The organism is Desulfosceptrum tomskiensis, assembly GCF_049818055.1.
GTDB lineage: Bacteria > Bacillota > Desulfotomaculia > Desulfotomaculales > JASEER01 > JBFLVT01.
This window is the reverse complement of record NZ_CP187479.1, coordinates 2,413,111-2,431,855: the sequence shown is the minus strand read 5'-3', so window position 1 is coordinate 2,431,855 and position 18,745 is coordinate 2,413,111. Positions and strand designations below refer to the sequence as shown.

Annotated in this window: 19 protein-coding genes; 7 read left to right on the top strand and 12 right to left on the bottom strand. The window is 59.8% G+C overall.

What is annotated here, in order from left to right; genetic code table 11:
- The gene (locus tag ACPV0M_RS12335; protein WP_425620910.1) at window positions 1-597 is read left to right on the top strand and encodes a cytochrome b/b6 domain-containing protein; all 597 of its coding nucleotides are present in this window, start codon (window positions 1-3) and stop codon (window positions 595-597) included.
- Window positions 598-695: 98 nt separating this feature from the next.
- On the opposite strand, the gene ACPV0M_RS12330 is transcribed toward ACPV0M_RS12335, so the two are convergent.
- Both ACPV0M_RS12330 and ACPV0M_RS12325 read right to left on the bottom strand, forming a co-directional pair.
- A complete protein-coding gene (locus ACPV0M_RS12330) occupies window positions 696-2,252 on the bottom strand; it encodes a methyl-accepting chemotaxis protein (protein ID WP_425620909.1) in 1,557 nt (518 codons plus the stop codon).
- 329 nt (window positions 2,253-2,581) lie between these two features.
- Entirely contained in the window at window positions 2,582-3,475 is an 894-nt protein-coding gene (locus ACPV0M_RS12325; RefSeq protein ID WP_425620908.1) for a radical SAM protein, read from the bottom strand.
- Between the two features lie 143 nt (window positions 3,476-3,618).
- On the opposite strand from ACPV0M_RS12325, the gene ACPV0M_RS12320 reads away from it, so the two are divergent.
- Entirely contained in the window at window positions 3,619-4,128 is a 510-nt protein-coding gene (locus ACPV0M_RS12320; RefSeq protein ID WP_425620907.1) for a DUF3231 family protein, read from the top strand.
- Window positions 4,129-4,278: 150 nt separating this feature from the next.
- Here ACPV0M_RS12320 and ACPV0M_RS12315 read toward each other — a convergent pair whose 3' ends face one another.
- The gene (locus ACPV0M_RS12315; protein ID WP_425620906.1) at window positions 4,279-5,976 is read right to left on the bottom strand and encodes an FAD-dependent oxidoreductase; all 1,698 of its coding nucleotides are present in this window, start codon (window positions 5,974-5,976) and stop codon (window positions 4,279-4,281) included.
- A gap of 344 nt (window positions 5,977-6,320) precedes the next feature.
- Between ACPV0M_RS12315 and ACPV0M_RS12310 the strand changes: the two genes are divergently transcribed.
- Entirely contained in the window at window positions 6,321-6,671 is a 351-nt protein-coding gene (locus tag ACPV0M_RS12310) for a hypothetical protein (RefSeq protein ID WP_425620905.1), read from the top strand.
- 44 nt (window positions 6,672-6,715) lie between these two features.
- Here ACPV0M_RS12310 and ACPV0M_RS12305 read toward each other — a convergent pair whose 3' ends face one another.
- The 7 genes from ACPV0M_RS12305 to ACPV0M_RS12275 form a co-directional block, all read right to left on the bottom strand.
- Window positions 6,716-7,687, bottom strand: coding sequence for an ABC transporter ATP-binding protein (locus tag ACPV0M_RS12305; RefSeq protein WP_425620904.1), 972 nt, complete (start codon window positions 7,685-7,687; stop codon window positions 6,716-6,718).
- Window positions 7,677-8,675 carry an ABC transporter ATP-binding protein gene (locus ACPV0M_RS12300; RefSeq protein WP_425620903.1) on the bottom strand — a complete coding sequence of 333 codons (999 nt, stop codon included), beginning with the start codon at window positions 8,673-8,675 and terminating at the stop codon, window positions 7,677-7,679. The genes ACPV0M_RS12305 and ACPV0M_RS12300 overlap by 11 nt, the downstream gene beginning before the upstream one ends.
- Window positions 8,676-8,806: 131 nt before the next feature.
- Window positions 8,807-9,694, bottom strand: coding sequence for a nickel transporter permease (nikC, locus tag ACPV0M_RS12295; RefSeq protein ID WP_425620902.1), 888 nt, complete (start codon window positions 9,692-9,694; stop codon window positions 8,807-8,809).
- A gap of 45 nt (window positions 9,695-9,739) precedes the next feature.
- Window positions 9,740-10,744 (bottom strand): ABC transporter permease, encoded by a 1,005-nt coding sequence (locus tag ACPV0M_RS12290; RefSeq protein ID WP_425620901.1) that lies wholly within the window; start codon window positions 10,742-10,744, stop codon window positions 9,740-9,742.
- Window positions 10,745-10,946: 202 nt separating this feature from the next.
- Window positions 10,947-12,512 carry an ABC transporter substrate-binding protein gene (locus ACPV0M_RS12285; protein ID WP_425620900.1) on the bottom strand — a complete coding sequence of 522 codons (1,566 nt, stop codon included), beginning with the start codon at window positions 12,510-12,512 and terminating at the stop codon, window positions 10,947-10,949.
- 292 nt (window positions 12,513-12,804) lie between these two features.
- Window positions 12,805-12,996, bottom strand: coding sequence for a hypothetical protein (locus tag ACPV0M_RS12280; protein WP_425620899.1), 192 nt, complete (start codon window positions 12,994-12,996; stop codon window positions 12,805-12,807).
- Window positions 12,997-13,067: 71 nt separating this feature from the next.
- Window positions 13,068-13,718: a DVU0298 family protein gene (locus ACPV0M_RS12275; RefSeq protein WP_425620898.1), complete on the bottom strand. Its 651-nt coding sequence runs from the start codon at window positions 13,716-13,718 to the stop codon at window positions 13,068-13,070.
- 159 nt (window positions 13,719-13,877) lie between these two features.
- Between ACPV0M_RS12275 and ACPV0M_RS12270 the strand changes: the two genes are divergently transcribed.
- A complete protein-coding gene (locus tag ACPV0M_RS12270; protein ID WP_425620897.1) occupies window positions 13,878-14,510 on the top strand; it encodes a hypothetical protein in 633 nt (210 codons plus the stop codon).
- 5 nt (window positions 14,511-14,515) lie between these two features.
- Here the strand turns inward: ACPV0M_RS12270 and ACPV0M_RS12265 are convergent, their stop codons facing one another.
- The gene (locus ACPV0M_RS12265) at window positions 14,516-14,950 is read right to left on the bottom strand and encodes a DUF2383 domain-containing protein (RefSeq protein ID WP_425620896.1); all 435 of its coding nucleotides are present in this window, start codon (window positions 14,948-14,950) and stop codon (window positions 14,516-14,518) included.
- Window positions 14,951-15,197: 247 nt separating this feature from the next.
- On the opposite strand from ACPV0M_RS12265, the gene ACPV0M_RS12260 reads away from it, so the two are divergent.
- From ACPV0M_RS12260 to ACPV0M_RS12250, 3 genes are all read left to right on the top strand, one after another.
- On the top strand, window positions 15,198-16,013 hold the full coding sequence (locus ACPV0M_RS12260; RefSeq protein ID WP_425622212.1) for a ferritin-like domain-containing protein: 816 nt from the start codon (window positions 15,198-15,200) through the stop codon (window positions 16,011-16,013).
- Between the two features lie 343 nt (window positions 16,014-16,356).
- Window positions 16,357-16,749 carry a hypothetical protein gene (locus ACPV0M_RS12255; protein WP_425620895.1) on the top strand — a complete coding sequence of 131 codons (393 nt, stop codon included), beginning with the start codon at window positions 16,357-16,359 and terminating at the stop codon, window positions 16,747-16,749.
- A complete protein-coding gene (locus tag ACPV0M_RS12250; protein ID WP_425620894.1) occupies window positions 16,736-17,794 on the top strand; it encodes a phosphodiester glycosidase family protein in 1,059 nt (352 codons plus the stop codon). Before ACPV0M_RS12255 ends, ACPV0M_RS12250 begins: the two co-directional genes overlap by 14 nt.
- Window positions 17,795-17,805: 11 nt before the next feature.
- Here ACPV0M_RS12250 and ACPV0M_RS12245 read toward each other — a convergent pair whose 3' ends face one another.
- Window positions 17,806-18,726 carry a hypothetical protein gene (locus ACPV0M_RS12245; RefSeq protein ID WP_425620893.1) on the bottom strand — a complete coding sequence of 307 codons (921 nt, stop codon included), beginning with the start codon at window positions 18,724-18,726 and terminating at the stop codon, window positions 17,806-17,808.
- Window positions 18,727-18,745 lie beyond the last annotated feature (19 nt).

Genomic DNA, 18,745 nt, shown 5'->3' with positions numbered 1-18,745 from the left:
GTGAAAAACCCGTTGCCGTCACTGACAAAGGGTAAACCCCGACATCCCTGGCCGGCCAGACTCCTGCACTGGTCCTACGCACCTGCCGTGCTTGTCTGCATTCTGAGCGGGTTCTATATCACTAAGCCGTCGCGCCTACGGGGCTTTAAAAATATGAACTCCGCACGGAAAGCTCATTTTATCGCGCAGTATATTCTCATTTGCTCCTACGTGGCCCGGGTCTACTATGGTTACATGACAAAAAACTACAAGGAGATCTTTCCAAGCCTCACGGATGTGCTCCGCATGCCGGAGTTCTTAAAATACGAACTCTTTCTTACCAGCAAGAAACCCAAGTATCCCAAATACAACCCCGGGCAAAAAACAGTATACACGAGCTTTGCCCTGCTCATCCCTGTGCAGATCGTGACCGGGCTGGGCCTGTACATCTCAAACAAATTTCAGAAGCCGGCCGCCCTGGCGGGCGGCCTGAATCCGCTGCGCAAACTGCACTACCTGGCAAGCGTGGCCATTTCCGCCATGGCCGCAGGGCACATCTATTTTGCCCTTACCGACAGCCTCAAGAAGCTCAAGTCCATGTTCACCGGCTATGAATAGCACTTGGGGTCAAATCCCAAAAATTCAAAAACTAAAAAACGCCGGCTGTCATCCCCGGCGTTATACCTAAAAAAGCTGCTGCTTGTACCGTGGTTTGGTTACACTTTGAACCTGGCTACCGCCGCCGATAAGTTTTCGGCCATCTTGGCCAGTTCACCGGCCGCCGAGGTGACCTCCTCGATGCTGGCGGAAATTTGTTCGGCCGCCGCGTTAAGCTGCTGCGTACCGTCGTTCGCCTGTTTGGAGCCCTCGGCCACGTCGCGGATCATCGACGTCGTGTGCCGGACGGCGGCAATGATCTCCTGGAGCGACTTGCCCGCCTTGCCGGCGACCTCGACGCCGGTCCGCACCTCGTTGATACCCTTGTCCATCGCCGTTACCGCATGATTGACCCCGTTCTGCACCCTGGTGATCAACCCGGCGATTTCCTTGGCGGCGTTCGCCGACTGCTCGGCCAGCTTGCGAACTTCCTCGGCCACAACGGCAAAACCGCGTCCCTGCTCGCCCGCCCTGGCCGCCTCAATGGCCGCGTTCAGCGCCAGGAGGTTGGTCTGGTCGGCAATCCCGGTGATGACATTAATGATGTCGCCGATCTGCTTGGAAATAACCCCCAGTTCCTGTACCGCTGCATTGACCTGCTGGGACGCGGCGGCAATGGCGTTAATCTTTTGTACGGTATCACTGACGGCTTCGTTGCCGCGCCGGGCCACATCCTGTACCCGTTGGGCATCGTCGGCCGCGGCCAGGGCGTTCTCGGTGCCCTGCAGGGAAACAGCCGATACCTCGTTGGTCGTGGAAGCCACCTCTTCCACGGTGGCGCTGACCTCTTCGGTGGCGGCGGCCAGCTCCTGGCTCTGGGCGGCCAGCGACTGGGCCAGCGCGTTGATGTTGACGACGAGTTCCCTCAGGTGTTCCCGCGTCCGGTTGACGGCCCCGGCAAGCTCGCCGATTTCATCTCTGGCCTTGACAATAACGGGCCTGGTGAAGTCGCCGTCAGCCAAACGGCGCATACCGTCCATCATCGCCTTGACCGGGCTCGTGATGGACCGCGTGATAAAAAACGTCAAAAGCGCGCCGGCCAGAAGAGCGAAAACACCAACGACAAGGATGGTCTGGCGTGTCGTCCTCAGGTCGCGCTGGGTTGCGGCAAGCGTGTCGTCGGTCTTCTGCCTGGTCGTAACAATGCGTTCGGCAAAAGTTTGATTAAGTTCAGTTGCTACAGGTGCAAGGGTCTTGCCAACAGCGGCGGCCTCCTCATATTTCCCGGCCTTAAGCAAGGGAATCATTTTCTCAGCAACAGCGGCGTCGTACTGCCTGACCTGGTTAAGGGCCTTTTCTATGTGGGGCCGGGTTTCGGGAGCCGAGTTCTCGATCCGTTCCTGCAGCAACTCTTCCGTCTTCTTAATCCCGTCGATATACTGGGCAAGGAATTTGGCTTCGTGATAGACCAAATAGCTCCGCATGCCCAGGACCGCCCCCTGGAAGGCCTCCTTGATCTCGTAGTCGAGGGTGATGCGCTGCACGCGCGTGTTTACGTAGCTCAGTTCGCCCTCCGAGGTGATCATTACCTTTACGCCTTCTACGATGATAACTGCCACCATTAGAAGCAGGATCAGAAAACCGCCGCCGATTTTTCGACCAACTGACAGCTTCATTTAAATAAACACCCTCCGTTGCTTGATTGGATTCAGCATGATTCTTGTGGAATAACCGCTTCCAGGATACCGGATTCAAACATCAAGCCGGCGCCAGTACCGGTTTTCCAAACACCCCCCTTGTAGGTCTTATTTGTTCTTTTCGGAACAAACAGCGTAAATCTTAACCCTACCGCTACCCGAGTAATTACCCGGAAAAGGTCCTATTATTAGACAACGTGCTTGATACCGAAAGGAGTTCAGCAATCGTCCAAAGATAACATTTAAAAAAGGGACACTGGTAAATTGCCCCGTGGTCCCCTTCTTGTTGGCGTTCCTATCAGCTATGCCTATTCCGCGAAGCGGAACTCCGGGCCGGCCTCGCGGGCGACGGCCAACGCCTCCCGGTACTCGGCCCCGGTGATGCGGCGATCCAGCTCGGGGTAGCGGCGAGCGTGGTGGGCCGGGTAATACTGGTCCATAATGTTGACGTAGGTCCGGGGGGAAATCTCCCGGGCCAAGAATGTCATCACTTCCTTCGTGCCGGCCAGCCCGTTCGGCAGGACCAGGTGCCGGACGATTAGCCCCCTGATGGCCACGCCCCGCTCGTCGACGACCAGGTCGCCGACCTGCCTGTGCATCTCCTTCACCGCCTGCCTGTTCACGCTGACGTAGTCCGGCGCCCCGGTGTAGCGGCGGGCCGTCGCATCGTCGCTGAACTTCATGTCGGGCATGTAGATGTCCACCACCCCGTCCAGGAGCTTCAGCGTTTCGACACTGTCGTAGCCGCCGGTGTTATACACGATAGGGACATCCAGCCCCCTGGCGACGGCGTCCGCCAGGGCTTTGAGGATTTGCGGCACGTAATGGGTCGGCGAGACGAGGTTGACGTTGTGACAGCCGGTATCCTGGAGGTCGAGCATCATGTTGGCGAGTTCGGCCGGCGAGACCGGGCGGCCCCGCCCGAGTGCGCTGATCTCCCAGTTCTGGCAGAAGACACAGCTCAGGTTGCAGTAGCTGAAGAAAACCGTCCCGGAGCCGCGGGTCCCGACCAGCACGCTCTCCTCGCCGAAATGCGGCCCGTAGTCGCTGACGATGGCCCGTTCCCCGGCGCCGCACAATCCCTTTTCGGCGTCTAGCCGCCGCGCCCGGCACCCGTGCCCGCACAGGCAGCACTCTTCCAGAATAACCCTGGCCGCTTCGGCCCTCTCCAGCAGCTCATCCCTTCCCACCCGCAACACCATCACCTCCGCGGGGGTCAGACTTACCGATTGTTACCCGTCTGCCATTATTTTGAATTTTGAATTTTTGAGACTTGACCCCAGCCGGTATTAGTTTTGTCGCGCGGCCGCAAACTAAACCAAAAGGAACTGGGAGTGAAACAACCATGGTGCAGATCGGCAATATTCACCTCGGCAAGGCCGAGACGGCGGAGCGCCCGAAGCTCGACGCCGGAGAAGCGTTTATCCTCTGGGATCTCCTGCTCTCCAGGTACGACATCATCCAGAAAACCCAGATCTACCAGAACTTCGCCCATGATCCCGACCTGAAGGCGCTTCTGGCTCAGGGACTGGCCGGCGTCCTGGAAAAACAGGTCAACGTCCTGGAAAAAGAAATGAACACTTTCAACCTGTCCCTTCCCTCAAGGCCGCCCAAGAGCATGCGGCTGCCTGACGTAAGCGCGATCATAGAAGACGAATTCATGTTCAGAGACGTGTTCTTCGGCATGCAGGGCTTCCTTGACTACCATGCCAGGACCATCCGCTCGTTCACCACCAACGATAAACTGCGTGCGCAGCTGATCAACTTCGCCGTCGATGAGCTGCACCTGTTCGATCTGATGGTCAAGTTCGGCAAGCTGAAGGGGTGGCTGCGCGTCCCGCCCTTTGTCCTATGAGAGGGTCAGACTTACCGATTGTTATTGATCTGCCAGCATTTGTCATTTTAAAGCCGGGAAGAACAGCCCCGCAGGCTAAAAGAGCGCCCCGCGGCGCTCTTTCAGCTACGATCTTGTGTGACAGCCTTCGATGAAACATCCCGTGAAGAGCTAGAGCATGCCGACTGGGCCGTACGGCCATACCCGCATGCCGCCCTCAACCGACTTGAGGTTCTTAAAACCCGCGCCCAGGAGGAAGCGGAAGGCCTCATAGGAGCGGATGCCCAGGTCGCACATGCAGACGATCTGCTTGTCGCGGGGCAGGTCCTTCACCGCTTCCCGCAGTTCGGCCATCACCACGTGCTTGAGCCGCGGGTCGTTGATGCGCCGCGAATTGAACTCTTTGTCGGTCCGGACATCGAGAAGCACGAAGTCGTCCCCCCGGTCCAGCTTCTCCTTCAGTTCGGCGACGCTGATGACCTCCACCGTCCCGTCCAGCTTGTTGCGCGTGGCATTCGCACAGTGCTGGAGCGGATCGACCGTCATGTTGAAGGGAGGCGCGTACGACAGGTCGATGTCGACGAGGTCGTCGACGGTGCCGCCGAAATGGATCACCGAGGCGGCGACGTCGACGCGCTTGGCCACCTCGCCCGGCCCGATCGCCTGCACGCCCAGGACGCGCCGCGTGGCCCTGTCGGCGATCAGCTTGAGAATCACCAGGCTGTGCCCCGGAGCGTAATGCGCCCGGTCGTGCTGCGGGGAAACGGTGGTCACGACGTCGTAGCCGAGTTCCTTGGCCTGCTTCTCTCCCAGCCCGGTACGCCCGGCGTTCCAGATCATCACCTGGAGGATGGCCGTCCCGAGGATGCCCTTGAACCGGGAGTCCTTGCCGGCCAGATTGTCGCCCACCACGCGCCCCTGCCGGTTGGCCGTGGTGGCCAGCGGCACGTAAACCTTGCGCCCGGTCAGGATGTGCAACGTTTCCACGCAGTCGCCGCAGGCGTAGATGTCCGGGTCGCTCGTGCGGCAGCGGTCGTCGACGAGGATGGCTCCCGTTTCGCCGATGGCCAGGCCGGCCTCGCGGGCTAGGGCGACGTTGGGCCGCACGCCGACGGCGACGAGGGCCAGCTCGGCGTCCAGGACGCGCTTGTCGGTGACCACCCGCGTCAGGCGGCCGTTTTCGTCCCCCTCAAAACGCATGACCTTCTCGGACACCAGGAACTCGATCCCCTGCGATTGCAGGCGCGTCTTGAACAGCAGCGCCATGTCGGGGTCCAGGACGCCGGGCAGTACCTGGTCCTGGAACTCGACGACGGTTGTCAGAATCTTCAGGTTGGCGAGGGCGCCGGCGACCTCCATCCCGATAAAGCCGGCCCCCACGACCACCGCTTCCTGCACTTCCGGCAGGTACTCCTTGATGGCCTGGGCGTCGGAGGGTTCCTTCAATTTGAAGACGCCTTTCAGGTTAATGCCTTCAATCGGCGGTATAACAGGGTTGGCCCCCGTGGCGATCACCAGCTTGTCGTAAAGGAAGACCATTTCCTCCCCCGTGCGCACGTCCCGCGCCCGGACCTGCCTGGCGGCCCGGTCGACAGCCAGTGCCTCCGTTCCGGTAAGAACCCTGATCCCGCGCTCCCGGGCAAAGTATCCGGTGTCCCGGGGCACCCAGTAAGCGGTATCGAAGAGGTCCTGGAAATCCGGGACCTGGTCGTCCAGGTAGAAGGGCATCCCGCACCCCGCGTAGGAAATGAAGTCGCTCTTTTCCAAAATGGTGATTTCGGCGTTGGGCATCAGCCGGCGTGCCCTGGCCGCCGCCTTGGGACCGGCCGCGACGCCCCCGATGACGACTATTCTCATCCGTTCCGACAACCTTTACCCCTCCAAGCAAAAGTCAAAATAGTGTGACTTGTAACAACGGCTGATCCTTGATTAGCCCGATCCTTGCCGCATATACTTAACGAAAACTTCGCTGCCGCTTACCCTTTTCCCTACCGCGCCGGCCATTTAGCTCATAAAGTTTGTGATTAAGGCTGCAATCACCGCCTCTCACAATCTCAAAGCTCCGAGGTCCGGCATCACCGAATGCTGTCTTACTGCCATCTCCGGTCACCATGGTCAACATTGTACCATCTTCAGCCGGGCGAGTTGACAAGGCTTTAAGAAAAAGAGAATGGTTGCATAATAAGCTTGAGATACAGATGAGGAGGCGTCCCATGCAAATTCAATCCCTGACTGAATTTGAAAACACGGTGCAAAAGGAATGGCTCGGCAGCACGGTGAAGGTCACCAAGGCCGACGCCGCTCCGGCGATTGAGATGCGGTTAAACGATGCCCGTGTCATTGACTGGGAGGACGTCGAGGACGGGATCAAGGAAAAATACCCGCGCGACAGCAAGTTCTTCGTCTTCTCCGGGAAATCCATACGGCCGAACGCACTGATGGATAGGGATACCCCCTGCGCGGTCGTCGTCCACGTCGACGGCGAAACCACCTACGACGTAAGGCCGCATCGCCTCGTGATCGTCAGTGACGAAGAAGTCGTCCAGGTAAGCCAGGTCCATTAAACGAAGGCGTTGGGTTTTGGGTGCTCGGCCTATGCGCTAAGCGCTTAGGCCTGGTGGCAGGCCACCCAGTGTCCCGGTGCGGCCTCCCTCAATTTGGGCTCGTTTTCCCGGCAGATTGCCTGGCACAGCCTGCAGCGCGTGTGAAAGCGGCAGCCCATGGGAGGGTTGACGGGACTGGGGATCTCTCCCTCGAGCCTGATCCTTTCCCTGTTTAGTCCCGGCTTGGGGACGGGAATGGCGGACATCAGCGCCTGGGTGTAGGGGTGCAAGGGGCGGCTGTAAAGCTCCTTGTCGGTCGCCAGTTCGACCAGTTTTCCCAGGTACATGACGCCGACCCGGTCGCTGACGTGCTTGACCACGTTGAGCCCGTGCGCGATAAAGAGGTAGGTCAGCCCGAACTCGTCCTGCAGGTCCTTCAGGAGGTTGAGGATCTGTGACTGGATGGAAACGTCGAGCGCCGATACCGGCTCGTCGCAGATGATCACCTTGGGGTTCAGGGCCAGGGCCCTGGCAATCCCCACCCTCTGGCGCTGTCCGCCGCTGAATTCGTGGGGGTAACGGCGGGCATGATAAGGTGCAAGCCCCACCCGGTTCAGCAGTTCGAAAACCCGTTGTTCCCGGTCCCGGCGGCTGCCGATGCCGTGCACGCGCAGGGGCTCGGCGATGATCTCCCCCACCGACATGCGGGGATTAAGCGAAGAATACGGGTCCTGGAAAATAATCTGGATGTCCCGGCGAATGGCCCGCATCTCCCGCCGGGAAACATTGACGATATCGCGTCCCTCAAAAATAATGCTTCCCGACGTCGGCCGGATGAGCCGCATCAGCAGCCGGCCGGTGGTCGTCTTGCCGCAGCCGCTTTCCCCCACCAGTCCGAGCGTCTCACCCCTGTAGATACTGAAACTGACATTGTCGACGGCCTTGACGACCGCCTTTTTCCGGCCGAAGACACCGCTTGAGACCGGGAAGTATTTGGTCAACCCTTCGACCTTGATAATCGCGTCGCTAACTGACATGGGCGATCGCCTCCCCTCCGGCCTGGCTCAGCCAGCAACTTACCCGGCGTCCGGACTCTACCTCGACGAGCTGCGGCCTGTGGGTATGACAGCGGGCGGAGGCCAGGGGACAGCGGGGGGCAAAAGCGCACCCTTGCGGCAGGTGGAGCAGATTGGGCACCACCCCGTCGATGGCGTACAGGCGCTCGCTGTCCTGATCAAGCTTGGGAATCGACTCCAGCAGGCCCTGGGTATAAGGATGAAGCGGCTGGTTAAAAAGGTCGTTGACGGGAGCCTCCTCGACGATGCGCCCTGCATACATAACCACGGCGCGGTCGGCCGTTTCGGCCACGACGGCCAGGTCGTGCGTGATCAGGATGATGGCCATGCCGAGCTGTTGCTGCAGGTCCTTCATCAGGTCCAGGATTTGCGCCTGGATGGTGACGTCCAGCGCCGTCGTCGGTTCGTCGGCAATCAACAACTGGGGACGGCAGCAGAGGGCCATGGCAATCATGACCCGTTGGCGCATCCCGCCGCTCATCTGGTGCGGGTAATCCGCGACACGTTTCTGCGGCGAGGGGATGCCGGTTAGAGCCAGCATTTCAATAGCCTTGTCCCATGCCTCTTTCCTGGACATGTTCTGGTGGATCATCAGCGATTCGGCAATCTGGCTGCCTACCGTGAAGACGGGGTTCAAGGAAGTCATCGGCTCCTGAAAAATCATCGAAATCCGGTTGCCCCTGATCTCCCGCATTTCCTTTTCACTCTTCGCCAGCAGGTCCTCTCCGCCGAACAGGATCCTCCCACCGACGATCCGCCCCGGAGGATTGGGCACCAGGCGCATTACCGAAAGGGCTGTTATACTCTTGCCGCTCCCCGATTCGCCCACAACGGCCAGGGTTTCTCCCTTGCGCAGGTGCATCGACACCCCGTCGACGGCCGGCACAACCCCTTCGTCCGTGAAGAAATGCGTTCGTAAGTTTTCTATCTCTAGTAACTGGTCCGCCATAGGTCAATCTTATCTCCTTCCAGGATGCGTCCCAAAACGGCATTAGACATTAGGATAAGAAGCTTTGCATCGGCTGAGCCGATGCTTTCCTTGTTTCCTAGCGCCTAATGCCTAATGCCCAGTGCTACGCGTTAGCGCCTGAGGCGCGGATCAAGCGCGTCCCGCAACCCGTCGCCGAAAAGGTTGAAGGCCATTACGGTCAGGGTGATGGCGATACCGGGGAAATAGACGAGGTGCGGTGCATTGAAGATGTAGGCCCTCCCGCTGCCCAGCATCGTCCCCCATTCAGCGTACGGCGGCTGCACGCCCAGCCCCAGGAACCCGAGCGCGGCGGCCTCCAGGATGGCCGTGGAAACGCCCAGCGTGGACCGAACGATGATGGGCCCCATCACGTTGGGCAGGACGTGGCGGAAAATGATGGCGTGATCGGGGTTGCCGATGGCCCGGGCGGCCTGGACGTAGTCGTTTTCCTTTATGGAAAGCACCGAGCCCCTGACGATCCGCGCGTATTCGGGGATGGATACGATGGCGATGGCGATGATGGCGTTTTCCACGCCCTTGCCCAGGATGGCCATAAAGGCGATGGCCAGGAGCAGCGACGGGAAAGCCAGCATGATATCCATAAAGCGCATGATCAGGTTGTCGATCCAACGGCCGTAGTAACCGGCCACGGCGCCGAGGACGATCCCGCAGGTGACGGCGATGCCGACGGCCAGGAAACCGACCTTCAGGGACACCTGCGCCCCGAAGATAATGCGGCTCAGGATGTCCCTGCCCAGCTCGTCGGTACCCAGCCAGTGGGCGGCGCTCGGAGATTGCAGCGCCTTGGGCATTTCCCCGTAATACGGGTCATAGGGGGCCACCAGGGGGGCGGCGACGGCCACGAAGGCCAGCCCGGCCAGAAAAACAAGGCTGCCGAGCGCAATCCTGTTTCTCCTCAGCCGGCGCCAGAAATCGCCCCAAAAGCTGTAACGTTCCGCCTCCGCTGCCGGCACAGTCAATACGTTTGCCTGACTCACCCTGAATCTCCTCCATAGTGCACTGAGCATTGGGCATTTGATTAGCTATGAATACCGAATACGCGGATCCAGGAAAGCGTAGAGTATGTCCACCGCCAGGTTGGTTATGACAAACACGGTCGCCCACAAAATGACGGCCCCCTGGACGACGGGGTAATCGGCCGCAAGGATGCCGCTGACCAGGAAGAAACCGATCCCCGGCCAGGAGAACACAGTTTCGGTAAGCACGGCCCCGCCGAGGAGAATGCCCAGTTGCAAGCCGATGACGGTCACTATGGGGATGAGCGCGTTGCGCAGGGCGTGCTTGTAAACGACCAGACCTTCGCTCAAACCCTTAGCCCGGGCGGTGCGTATGTAATCCTGGCGGATGACCTCCAGCATCGTGGAGCGCGTCATCCGGGCGATGATCGCGGTCGAATAAGAAGCCAGCGCAACGGCGGGCAGCACCAGGTGGGCCAGCGCCGACTTCAAGGCGGCCCAGTCCCCGGTCAGGATGCTGTCCAGGACGTAAAACCCGGTAATGTGCGACGGCTCCATCCCGATATCGATCCGGCCGGCCACCGGCAGCCAGCCCAGGTTTACCGAAAAGAAGATAATCAACATCAGGCCCAGCCAGAAAATGGGCATGGACACGCCCAAGAGGGCGCCCACCATACTTAGATAGTCAAAGAACGAGTATTGCTTGACAGCCGAGATAACGCCCACGGTGACGCCCACCAGGGCGGCGAGAAAGATGGCCGCGAGCGCCAGTTCCACGGTGGCCGGAAAACGCTTGAGGAGTTCCTCGGTCACGGGCGTCCTGGTCATCAATGACCTGCCGAAATCCCCGTGGACGATGTCCCAGATAAACCGCCCGAACTGCACGTAGATCGGGTCGTTAAGCCCCAGTTCCTCACGCAGGGCTTCAATCTGCTGGGTCGTGGCGTGCTGGCCGAGCATCAGGGCCGCGGGGTCGGTGGTGAACAGGTGCAGCACCAGGAAAACAAAAAGGCTGACCCCCAGGAGCACCGGAAATAACATCAGGAGTCGCTTAAGGATGTACTTTAACATCGCTGTCACTCCACACTAAATTAGCCTGGATCCGAAACACCAGCGCAGACATTAAGCGCTAAGCATCAAGCACTAGGAATTGAGAAACGGTTTCCCCATCGCCCGCATCCTAATGCTTATAGCTTAATGCTTACAGCTAATAAGTGGCGCAAGTATGGCTCCGTTACGGAGCCATACTTGCTTGGTACCCTTGACTTGTCGGTTACTTGTCGACGCCCTTGAAGAAGATGGTGCCCGTCGGATGGAGCTTGAAGCCCTTGACGTCCGGCCTGTAGGCGGCCATCGAGGTGGCGTGCGTCAGGTAGACCCAGGGGGCTTCCTCGAGGACGATCTTCTGCAGTTCGCTGTAGATCTGGGCGCGCTTGGCGGGATCCATTTCTTCGCGGCCCTGCTTCAGCAGTTCGTCGACCTTGGGGTTCTTGTACTTGGCGGAGTTCAGGCTGGACTCGATTTCATTGCTGTCGAAAAGCGAGAGGAAGTTGTCCGGGTCACCGTTGTCGCCGATCCAGCCGTACAGGAAGCAGTCACCTTCCTCGGCCTTAAACAAAGCGTCCTTGTACTCTTTCCACGGCCAGGTCTTGATTTCGCTCTGGATGCCGATCTTAAGCAGGTCGGCCTGGATGGCGGCGGCCAGCTTGTCGGCGACCGGGTTGTACGGCCGCGGGTTGGTGTAGGCCATAATGGTGATCTTCAGCCCGTCGGGGTAACCAGCCTCGGCCAGGAGCTGCTTGGCCTTTTCCGGGTCGTAGGGCAGGGGCTTAAGGTTGGGGTCGTAGCCGGGCATGAAGGACGGCAGCGGGCCGTTGGCCGTCGTCGCGTAGCCCTGGTAGAGATACTGGCTCAGGTTTTCGCGGTTGATGGCCATGCTGACGGCCTGGCGCAGCTTGACGTTGTCAAACGGCTTCTTATGGGTCAAGAAGCCGAAGTAGTTGATGTTCATGCCCGGGTCCTTGATAACCGTTATGCCGGCTTCTTCGAGCTTCTTGACGTCGTTCGGGTCCACGCCGTCCATGGCGTCGATGGCGCCGGTCATGAGCTCGCTGGCGCGCACGGAGTTCTCCTTGGTGAACTTGAAGACGAGCTTGTCGATCGCAGGCTTGTCGCCCCAGTACTCTTCGTTTCTTTCCAGGACGATCTGCTGGCCGGGTTCCCACTTCACGAACTTGAACGGGCCGGTGCCGACCGGGTTCTTGATGAAGTCGGCCCCGTACTTCTGCACCGCCGCGGGGCTGACGATGGGCGCGGCGAGGGACATCGCCAGGTTAGCCAGGAACGGGGCATACGGCGCGTTGAGGATGAACTTCACGGTGTACTCATCGACGACCTCAACCTTCTGTACGGGTCCGAAGGTGAAGGAGGCGTAAGGCATGTCGTCGGTGCGGTTCGGAGGCAGCTGGCGCTCGATGCTGAACTTCACGGCCTCGGCGTTGAACGGGGTACCGTCGTGGAACTTCACGCCCTGGCGGAGCTTGAAGGTCCACTCCTTGCCGTCCGGAGAGCAGGACCACTCGGTGGCCAGGCCGGGTTCGACCTCGGTGCTGCCTTCCTTGTACTGCACCAGGTTTTCAAAAACGTTAACGATGACTTTGGCCGATTCGCCGTCGTCGACGTAGGCCGGGTCAAGACCGCGCGGGTCGGAGCCCTGGGCGAAGACGAAGGTCTTTTCCTTGGCCTGTTCGGTCGCCTTGCCGCCGCCGCAGCCGGCTAAAGCCGAACCCAGCAGGGCGATGGCAAGCACTACTGCCAGAATCTTGGGAACACGAAACATTTACAGAGCACACTTCCTTTCGTTTAAATAGATCCTTTCAGCGGTTCTCCGCGTTAGAGGCTGGCCATCCCTCCTTCATCTCTTAATTTCAGCCGTTTTCTAGCCAACTAGGTACTTTCTACGTTTAATTTAACAATCCTGTTCAAACCGCCACATTTTTGACACATGCATAATAATGCAAAACCTTGCAAAAACCCTAAACAATCTTCCAGGATTATGCATAATCTTACATATTTCTTCGCCCTGCTCCCGGGCCAAGGCTTACCCACAGAGGAACAACAGGCATAACGGATCAGTTCTCTGATTTAGGCCGCCACGCATACAGGAAACGGTTGCTGGCCGTGTTTACGATCAGGATTTTATCGCCGTGCTCGACTTTGATGAGCCCGCCGGCGAAATCAATCATCCTGCACCCGCGCAGTTCCTTCTGGTACCCGTCCCCGTCCTCCAGGACCAGGACGTAAACCTGCCCCACCTCAAACACGCGAACATCTCCTTCCTTAAACAACTGATCTCTCAATATCCAACCTTGCAAATTTCTTCGGGTCCAACGGCCTACGGCTTATGGCCTAGGACCGAATGGGCCAGCGCCCGCTCAGCCAACTGGCTGATCGTAAAGCTTCGCAACTCCCCGTCTTCCCATATCTCGACCTTGCTCGCGTCGGGCAGGAGTCCGGCCAGCGAGGGGCCGGCGACCTTAAGCTTGCCCAGAGCCCAGGCCGCGTAACCGCGTATTTCCGGGTCGGGGTCCTCCAGCAGGGGCTCGACCTCGGGAATGGCGTAAGCAACCAGTTCCGGATGCTGTTCCCCGACCCGCCCTATGGCCCAGAGCACCCCTCTGCGCAGGGGTTCGTCATCCAGATGGTTGTAAACAAGGTTGGCAGCAAAGTCGCCGTAAAGGTCCGGGCAGCGGGCGATGATGTCGCCGACCGCCTCGGGAACGCTCCAGGCCATATTCCCCGACTCGTGATTCAGCATCCAGAAAAGGCGGCGGATGATTTCCCGCACGGCCTCCGGGTCCCCGGACGCCCTTTCGGCCGCTATCCTGCCCAGGGCCGCGACGGCGCGCCACCGCCGGTCGCCCTCGCGCTCGTACAACAGGGAGATGAGGTAGCGTACCGTGGCGGGTTGCGCGCGCGCCAGGTTAACAACGGCATCGATGCCGCTGTTATCAATCAGGTCGATCATCTCCGCTCTGGACGCCAATCCTCCCACCTCCCCCGCAAGCCGATAATTCAACGCGCATCCCCGCCATCCCTTTATGGGGCGGACCGGTCTTTGATCGGCGTGGGGCACTTGTCCTATAATCTTGCCAGGAACGGGTTCTGTTTCGGCATCCTTTCATATCATAGGAGGAGCGTTGACGTGACCGTCGGGGTCTTCTTGCACCTGGGGAAGACGACCTGCATAAGAAGCGACTTTTGCCTGCGGAACTGCCGCCTCGCGCACCCGGCCAAGTGCTGCGGCCGGGCCGACCCGCCCTTTTCGGCCTGGGAACTCATTCCGCTGTTTCTCGAACACATGGACCTTTTGGAAGAACTCGTGGAGCGCTCGCAGGGCTATATTCTCGACCCCAGGCGGGCGGTCATGGAAAGACAGGACCGGTCGCCCTGCCCGGCATGCACCGCAACGGGGTGCTTCCTGCCGCTGGACCTGCGGCCGGCCCTCTGCCGCCACTACATCTGCCAGCCGTTCGCCCGCGAGGTGATCCCGCGCATCTCCCGCTACGCGGAATGGCAAGTGTTCCAGGAACAGCAGATGAACGTTTACCGGGAACGCCGCCGGAGCAGGATCGTCCCCCTGCTGGCGGTGCACCTGGCGGCGGTCCTGGGCGACAAGCCGTTGCGGCTTGGCCCCCGCGACCCCCGCCTGCGGGTGATCCGGGAAAAGCTGGCCGGCGCGGCGCATGTCTTTTTGCCTGAATACGACCGCGTCCTGCGGACCTTAAGTGAGCTTAACGGAGAGAACCGCGAGTTAAGAATCGAGGTCCAGATATAAAGAGGCTAATGAAGCCTCCGGTAGGCCTCCTCCAGCGCCTCCAGGTCATTCCGGATCCTGGCGATGTGCCGCTCGACCAGTTCCCGCGACCTCCCGTCCACCTTGCGCCGGGCCTGCTCGTAGCTCCTGATCCCCATCGCGGTGCCGCGGTGCAGCGAACGCAAGACCTTTTTGCACCCGCCCCGGCCCGACAGCCGGACAGTCTGCACGAGCCCGGCCATCATCCCCTTCAGTCCGGGGTTCCGGCGGGCTTCCCCGCCGGCGTCCCGGATAAAGGAGGCTAGTTCTTCCGCCATCTCGAACCGGCTGTTCTTCAGCTCCCTGAGCCGGCCGCGGACGTAGGCGTCATCGACGCGGTTGAGGGCGTCGGTGTAAGCGCTGATCGCCATGTAACAACCCTCGAGCAACTGGTTTAAAACGTTGAGATCCCCGTTTCGCAAGCCTGTTCACCCTCCTTGTGCCTATTCGGTCGTCGGTCCTCGGCCGTCAGTCGTCTGACTCGAAGGAATTCGTAGACACAGATTCCAGGATCATATTATCTTGTGCCTTGATTTATTATGGCCGGACGCATCCAGGGGTATCGAAGGTTTCATGCCGTACCGCTTTCTAATAATGTCACTTATTGTCATAGAGAGCATAAACTGGCATAAAGTATTTCTTGGATTGGGAGGGCTTGGCTTGACGGTAATGATGCGCAACATCACCGGGAATATCGCGGATCAAGAGGATAAAACCGAAGACATCCAGGATAAACCCGAAGGAGGACAAGACGGTGTCAGCCATACCCCGGGCGAACCCGGGAAGGTCCAGGACGTAACCGGGGAGGGCCCGGACGGCTACGAAGGCGTGCAAGACGGGGCCGGCGCAGGGCAGGATGACGGAGCGGTGCAAACCCTCAAGGAGAAAAAGGGCGGGGAATCCCCAGAAAAACCGAAACTTGGACCGAGGAGGTTCTGCGAACTCGACATCCCCTATCCCGAACCGCAGGTAGCCGGACGGAACCTGCATTACGCCAAATTATTGCTCGAGGACTATGCAGGTCCCACAAGCGAACTGACCGCCGTTCACCAGTATATCTACCACCATTTCACCCTCGAAGAGGATTACCCCGACGTGGCCGAACTCGAAGAATGCATCTCCATTATGGAGATGCGTCACATGGAACTGCTGGCCGAAACGATCCTCCTCCTCGGGGGCGACCCCCGTTTCTGGCACATCCGATTCCGGCCCGTATACTGGAACGCTTCCCTTCCCTTCTACGGCAAGGGCGTTTGCGACCGTCTCCTGGCCGACATCAAGGCTGAAGAAGACGCCATCAAGCAATACCGCAAACACCAGCAAATGATTGGCGATCCGCACATCAAGGCCCTGCTCGAACGGATCATCGTCGATGAGGAACACCATCTCAATTTGTTCAGGCAGGCCTACGAAAAATATTGCCCCGACGGCGCCGGCAAGACGGCGCGCCGGCACCCTTTTTCTTTCGGCCTGCGTTGGCGCTAGCGGCTGTCAGCTGTTCGCTTTTGGCCGTTAGATCCTGATGTACAAATATTAGAAAACGCCGGTTGGATTCGGCGTGCAGAATATCGGACATAAGGGACAGACGTATACAGAAGGCCCGGCCGGGCAACCGGCCGGGCCTTTCTTAGAGGTCAGGCCCTCGGATTTTTGGATTCTCGATGCGAGGCCATCGCTCAGCGCCTGTATGTAAAGGCCCGCCAGGATTCTTACAATACAGTAGGGCACTCGATCTTAACACTTAATGTCGAACGCTTAATGCCACATTTGGGGGACCTGCTGGATTACTGGTATAATATTGTCGAAATGTGAAAGGGGTGGGAACACATTGGAATACCCGACAGCGGAACAAACGGCGCCGAGGAAAAGGAGACGCCGCCCCCTTTGGCCCAACGTCGTCGCCTGGCTTCTCGTCCTGGCCCTCTGGGGCGGGCTCGCCTACGGCGGGTTCTACTATACAAAGCAATACGTCGACCGGTCGATGCGCAACATCCAGGAGACCAACGCCCTGCAGATCCAGGCCCTCGAAGAAAGGCTGAGCGCCCTGGCCGCTGAGATGGACGCCGTTGAAGCCGCTCTGCAGGATACCGGCAAGACGCTCTCCAGTTCCGATACCACGCGGCAGGCGCTGAACGAAAAGATCGAGGCCCTGGACGCGCAGCTCAAGAACCTCGAAAAAAGCCTGAACATCCTCAAGGAGGCGCCCAATGCGCGCCGTTAACCTTTTTCTCCTTTTTCTCACCGCCCCGCTCATCGGCATGGTCCTGGCCCTGACCTGCATCCCCGCCCCTTTTGAGACCCGGGCGCAGGCCGTGCTTATTCCGACGGCCGGCCTGGAGGCGCGCCTCGCCGCGGCGGAAGAAAAAGCGGCCCGGCTCGAAGAGAGGGCGGGGCTTTTCCACGCCTCGGCGGAGGAACAGCAACGCGCCTACGAGGAGCAGAAGAAAATCCTGGCCGCACTGGCCGGCAAGAGCGGCCAGCAGAAAAAGCTTTCCGACGACATCTACGAGCAGCGCATCCTGGACTGGCTGGGGCCGGCGACGGCGGTGCACCGCTCGTCCCGCGTCGAGATTAAAATCTTCCCGCTCAAGGGGATCGGCTACAGGGGTTACATCGCCAAAATCAAGCAGTACGACCCGCGCGCCGTCAGGGTGGTCCTGGGTGAGGGCCGGTACGGCGGCAGCGAAACGACCGCCGAGGCGGTCGCCCGCACCGGCGCGATTTTCGGCGTTAACGGCGGGGGCTTCGCCAAGGGCACCCTGGACGGACGCCCGGCCATCCTGCCCATGGGCAATACGATGATCGACGGGGAGCTGGTCAACGACTTCGCGCCTTCGCACTCAGACCTCTACTTCGCCGGCCTGACCAGAACCGGAGACCTCGTGGGCGGTATCTATTTTTCCGAAAAAGACCTCATGCGCAGCAAGGCCTATCAAGGCGTGAGCTTCGTGCCCATCCTCATCCAGAAAGGAAAGCCGCTCCCGATCCCCAAAAAGTGGCAGAACCAGAGACAGCCCCGCACCCTGATCGGCGAATACGCCAACGGCGACCTGATCTTCATCGTGGTCGACGGCAGGCAGGCCGACTGGAGCAGCGGCGTGACCCTGGAAGAGCTGCAGAGCAAGCTGATCGACTTCGGCGTTAAGGACGCCTACAACCTGGACGGCGGCGGCTCGAGCGCCTTCGTCTTTAAAGGAAAACTCCTCAACCGCCCGTCCGACGGCAAACAGCGGCCCGTACCCACCAACTTTGTCGTGATGCCCTGAATACTTATTTCCTAATCCTTTACGTTTTTCGCCCAACCGGGCGGGATGAGGGCTTCGGAGGTACCATCCCGCAGCCGCAGCTTGTCGCGGTCACCGATCTTGATCCCCTTGCCGCGGTGCTTTTCGGTCAGGCGGACGACGGCCACGTTGGACTTACCGGCCTCGTTTTTAACCCGGAAGAGGATCAACTTTTTACCCTTGGGTTTCTTGGTCTCTCCAAGCGCCTTGACGACGTCCTCGACGTCGACGACGCAGTTCAGCTTGCCCTTGACGGCGGCCACCTTGACCATCTTGCCGGCGCTGTAGCCGGCGTAGACGGCGAACTCGCACTTGTCATAGTCGCCCCGGCACCGCCAGTTCAACTCGACCGTCTCGGCCTCACCGTTGTCGCCGTAATCGACGGCGGCGCGCAGGTGCCTGGGAGCCAGGAGCCTCTTCGCGATGATGTCCTTGTACTTATCCCCGTCGCCCGGCACCAGGGGCGTTACCGTCCTCTCCCGGACGGCGAACCGGGTTTCGACGTCGGCTTCATCCTTGCCGTACGCGACGGTCACGATCCTGTCGGTGCCGTTTTCGTCCACGACGTAGAAGCAGTCTTCCAGGTCCCACGTTCCGACCTGGGCCCTGGTCACCAGCGCCCGGCCGGCCCAGACTCCCTTGTCGTACGCCAGTTCGGCCTGCAGGAGATCGGTCGACCTGGCTTTCTTGAAGATCAGGTACACTTTCTGCGCGGTGTCCACGTTCAAGAAAGTAGCCTCGAAGTATACCGCCTTGCTGACGTTTTCGCCGACCCAAACGGTTTCCGGCTCAATGTCCAGATCGGCCACCGCCGGGTCACCGCCCGTCGCCAGCGCCGGGACGGCCAGCAGGCAGACGGCCACGACGGCCACGACGGCCAGCGCCACCCTGAAAACGATCCTTTGCAAAACCATCTTCCCCTCCTGAATATGG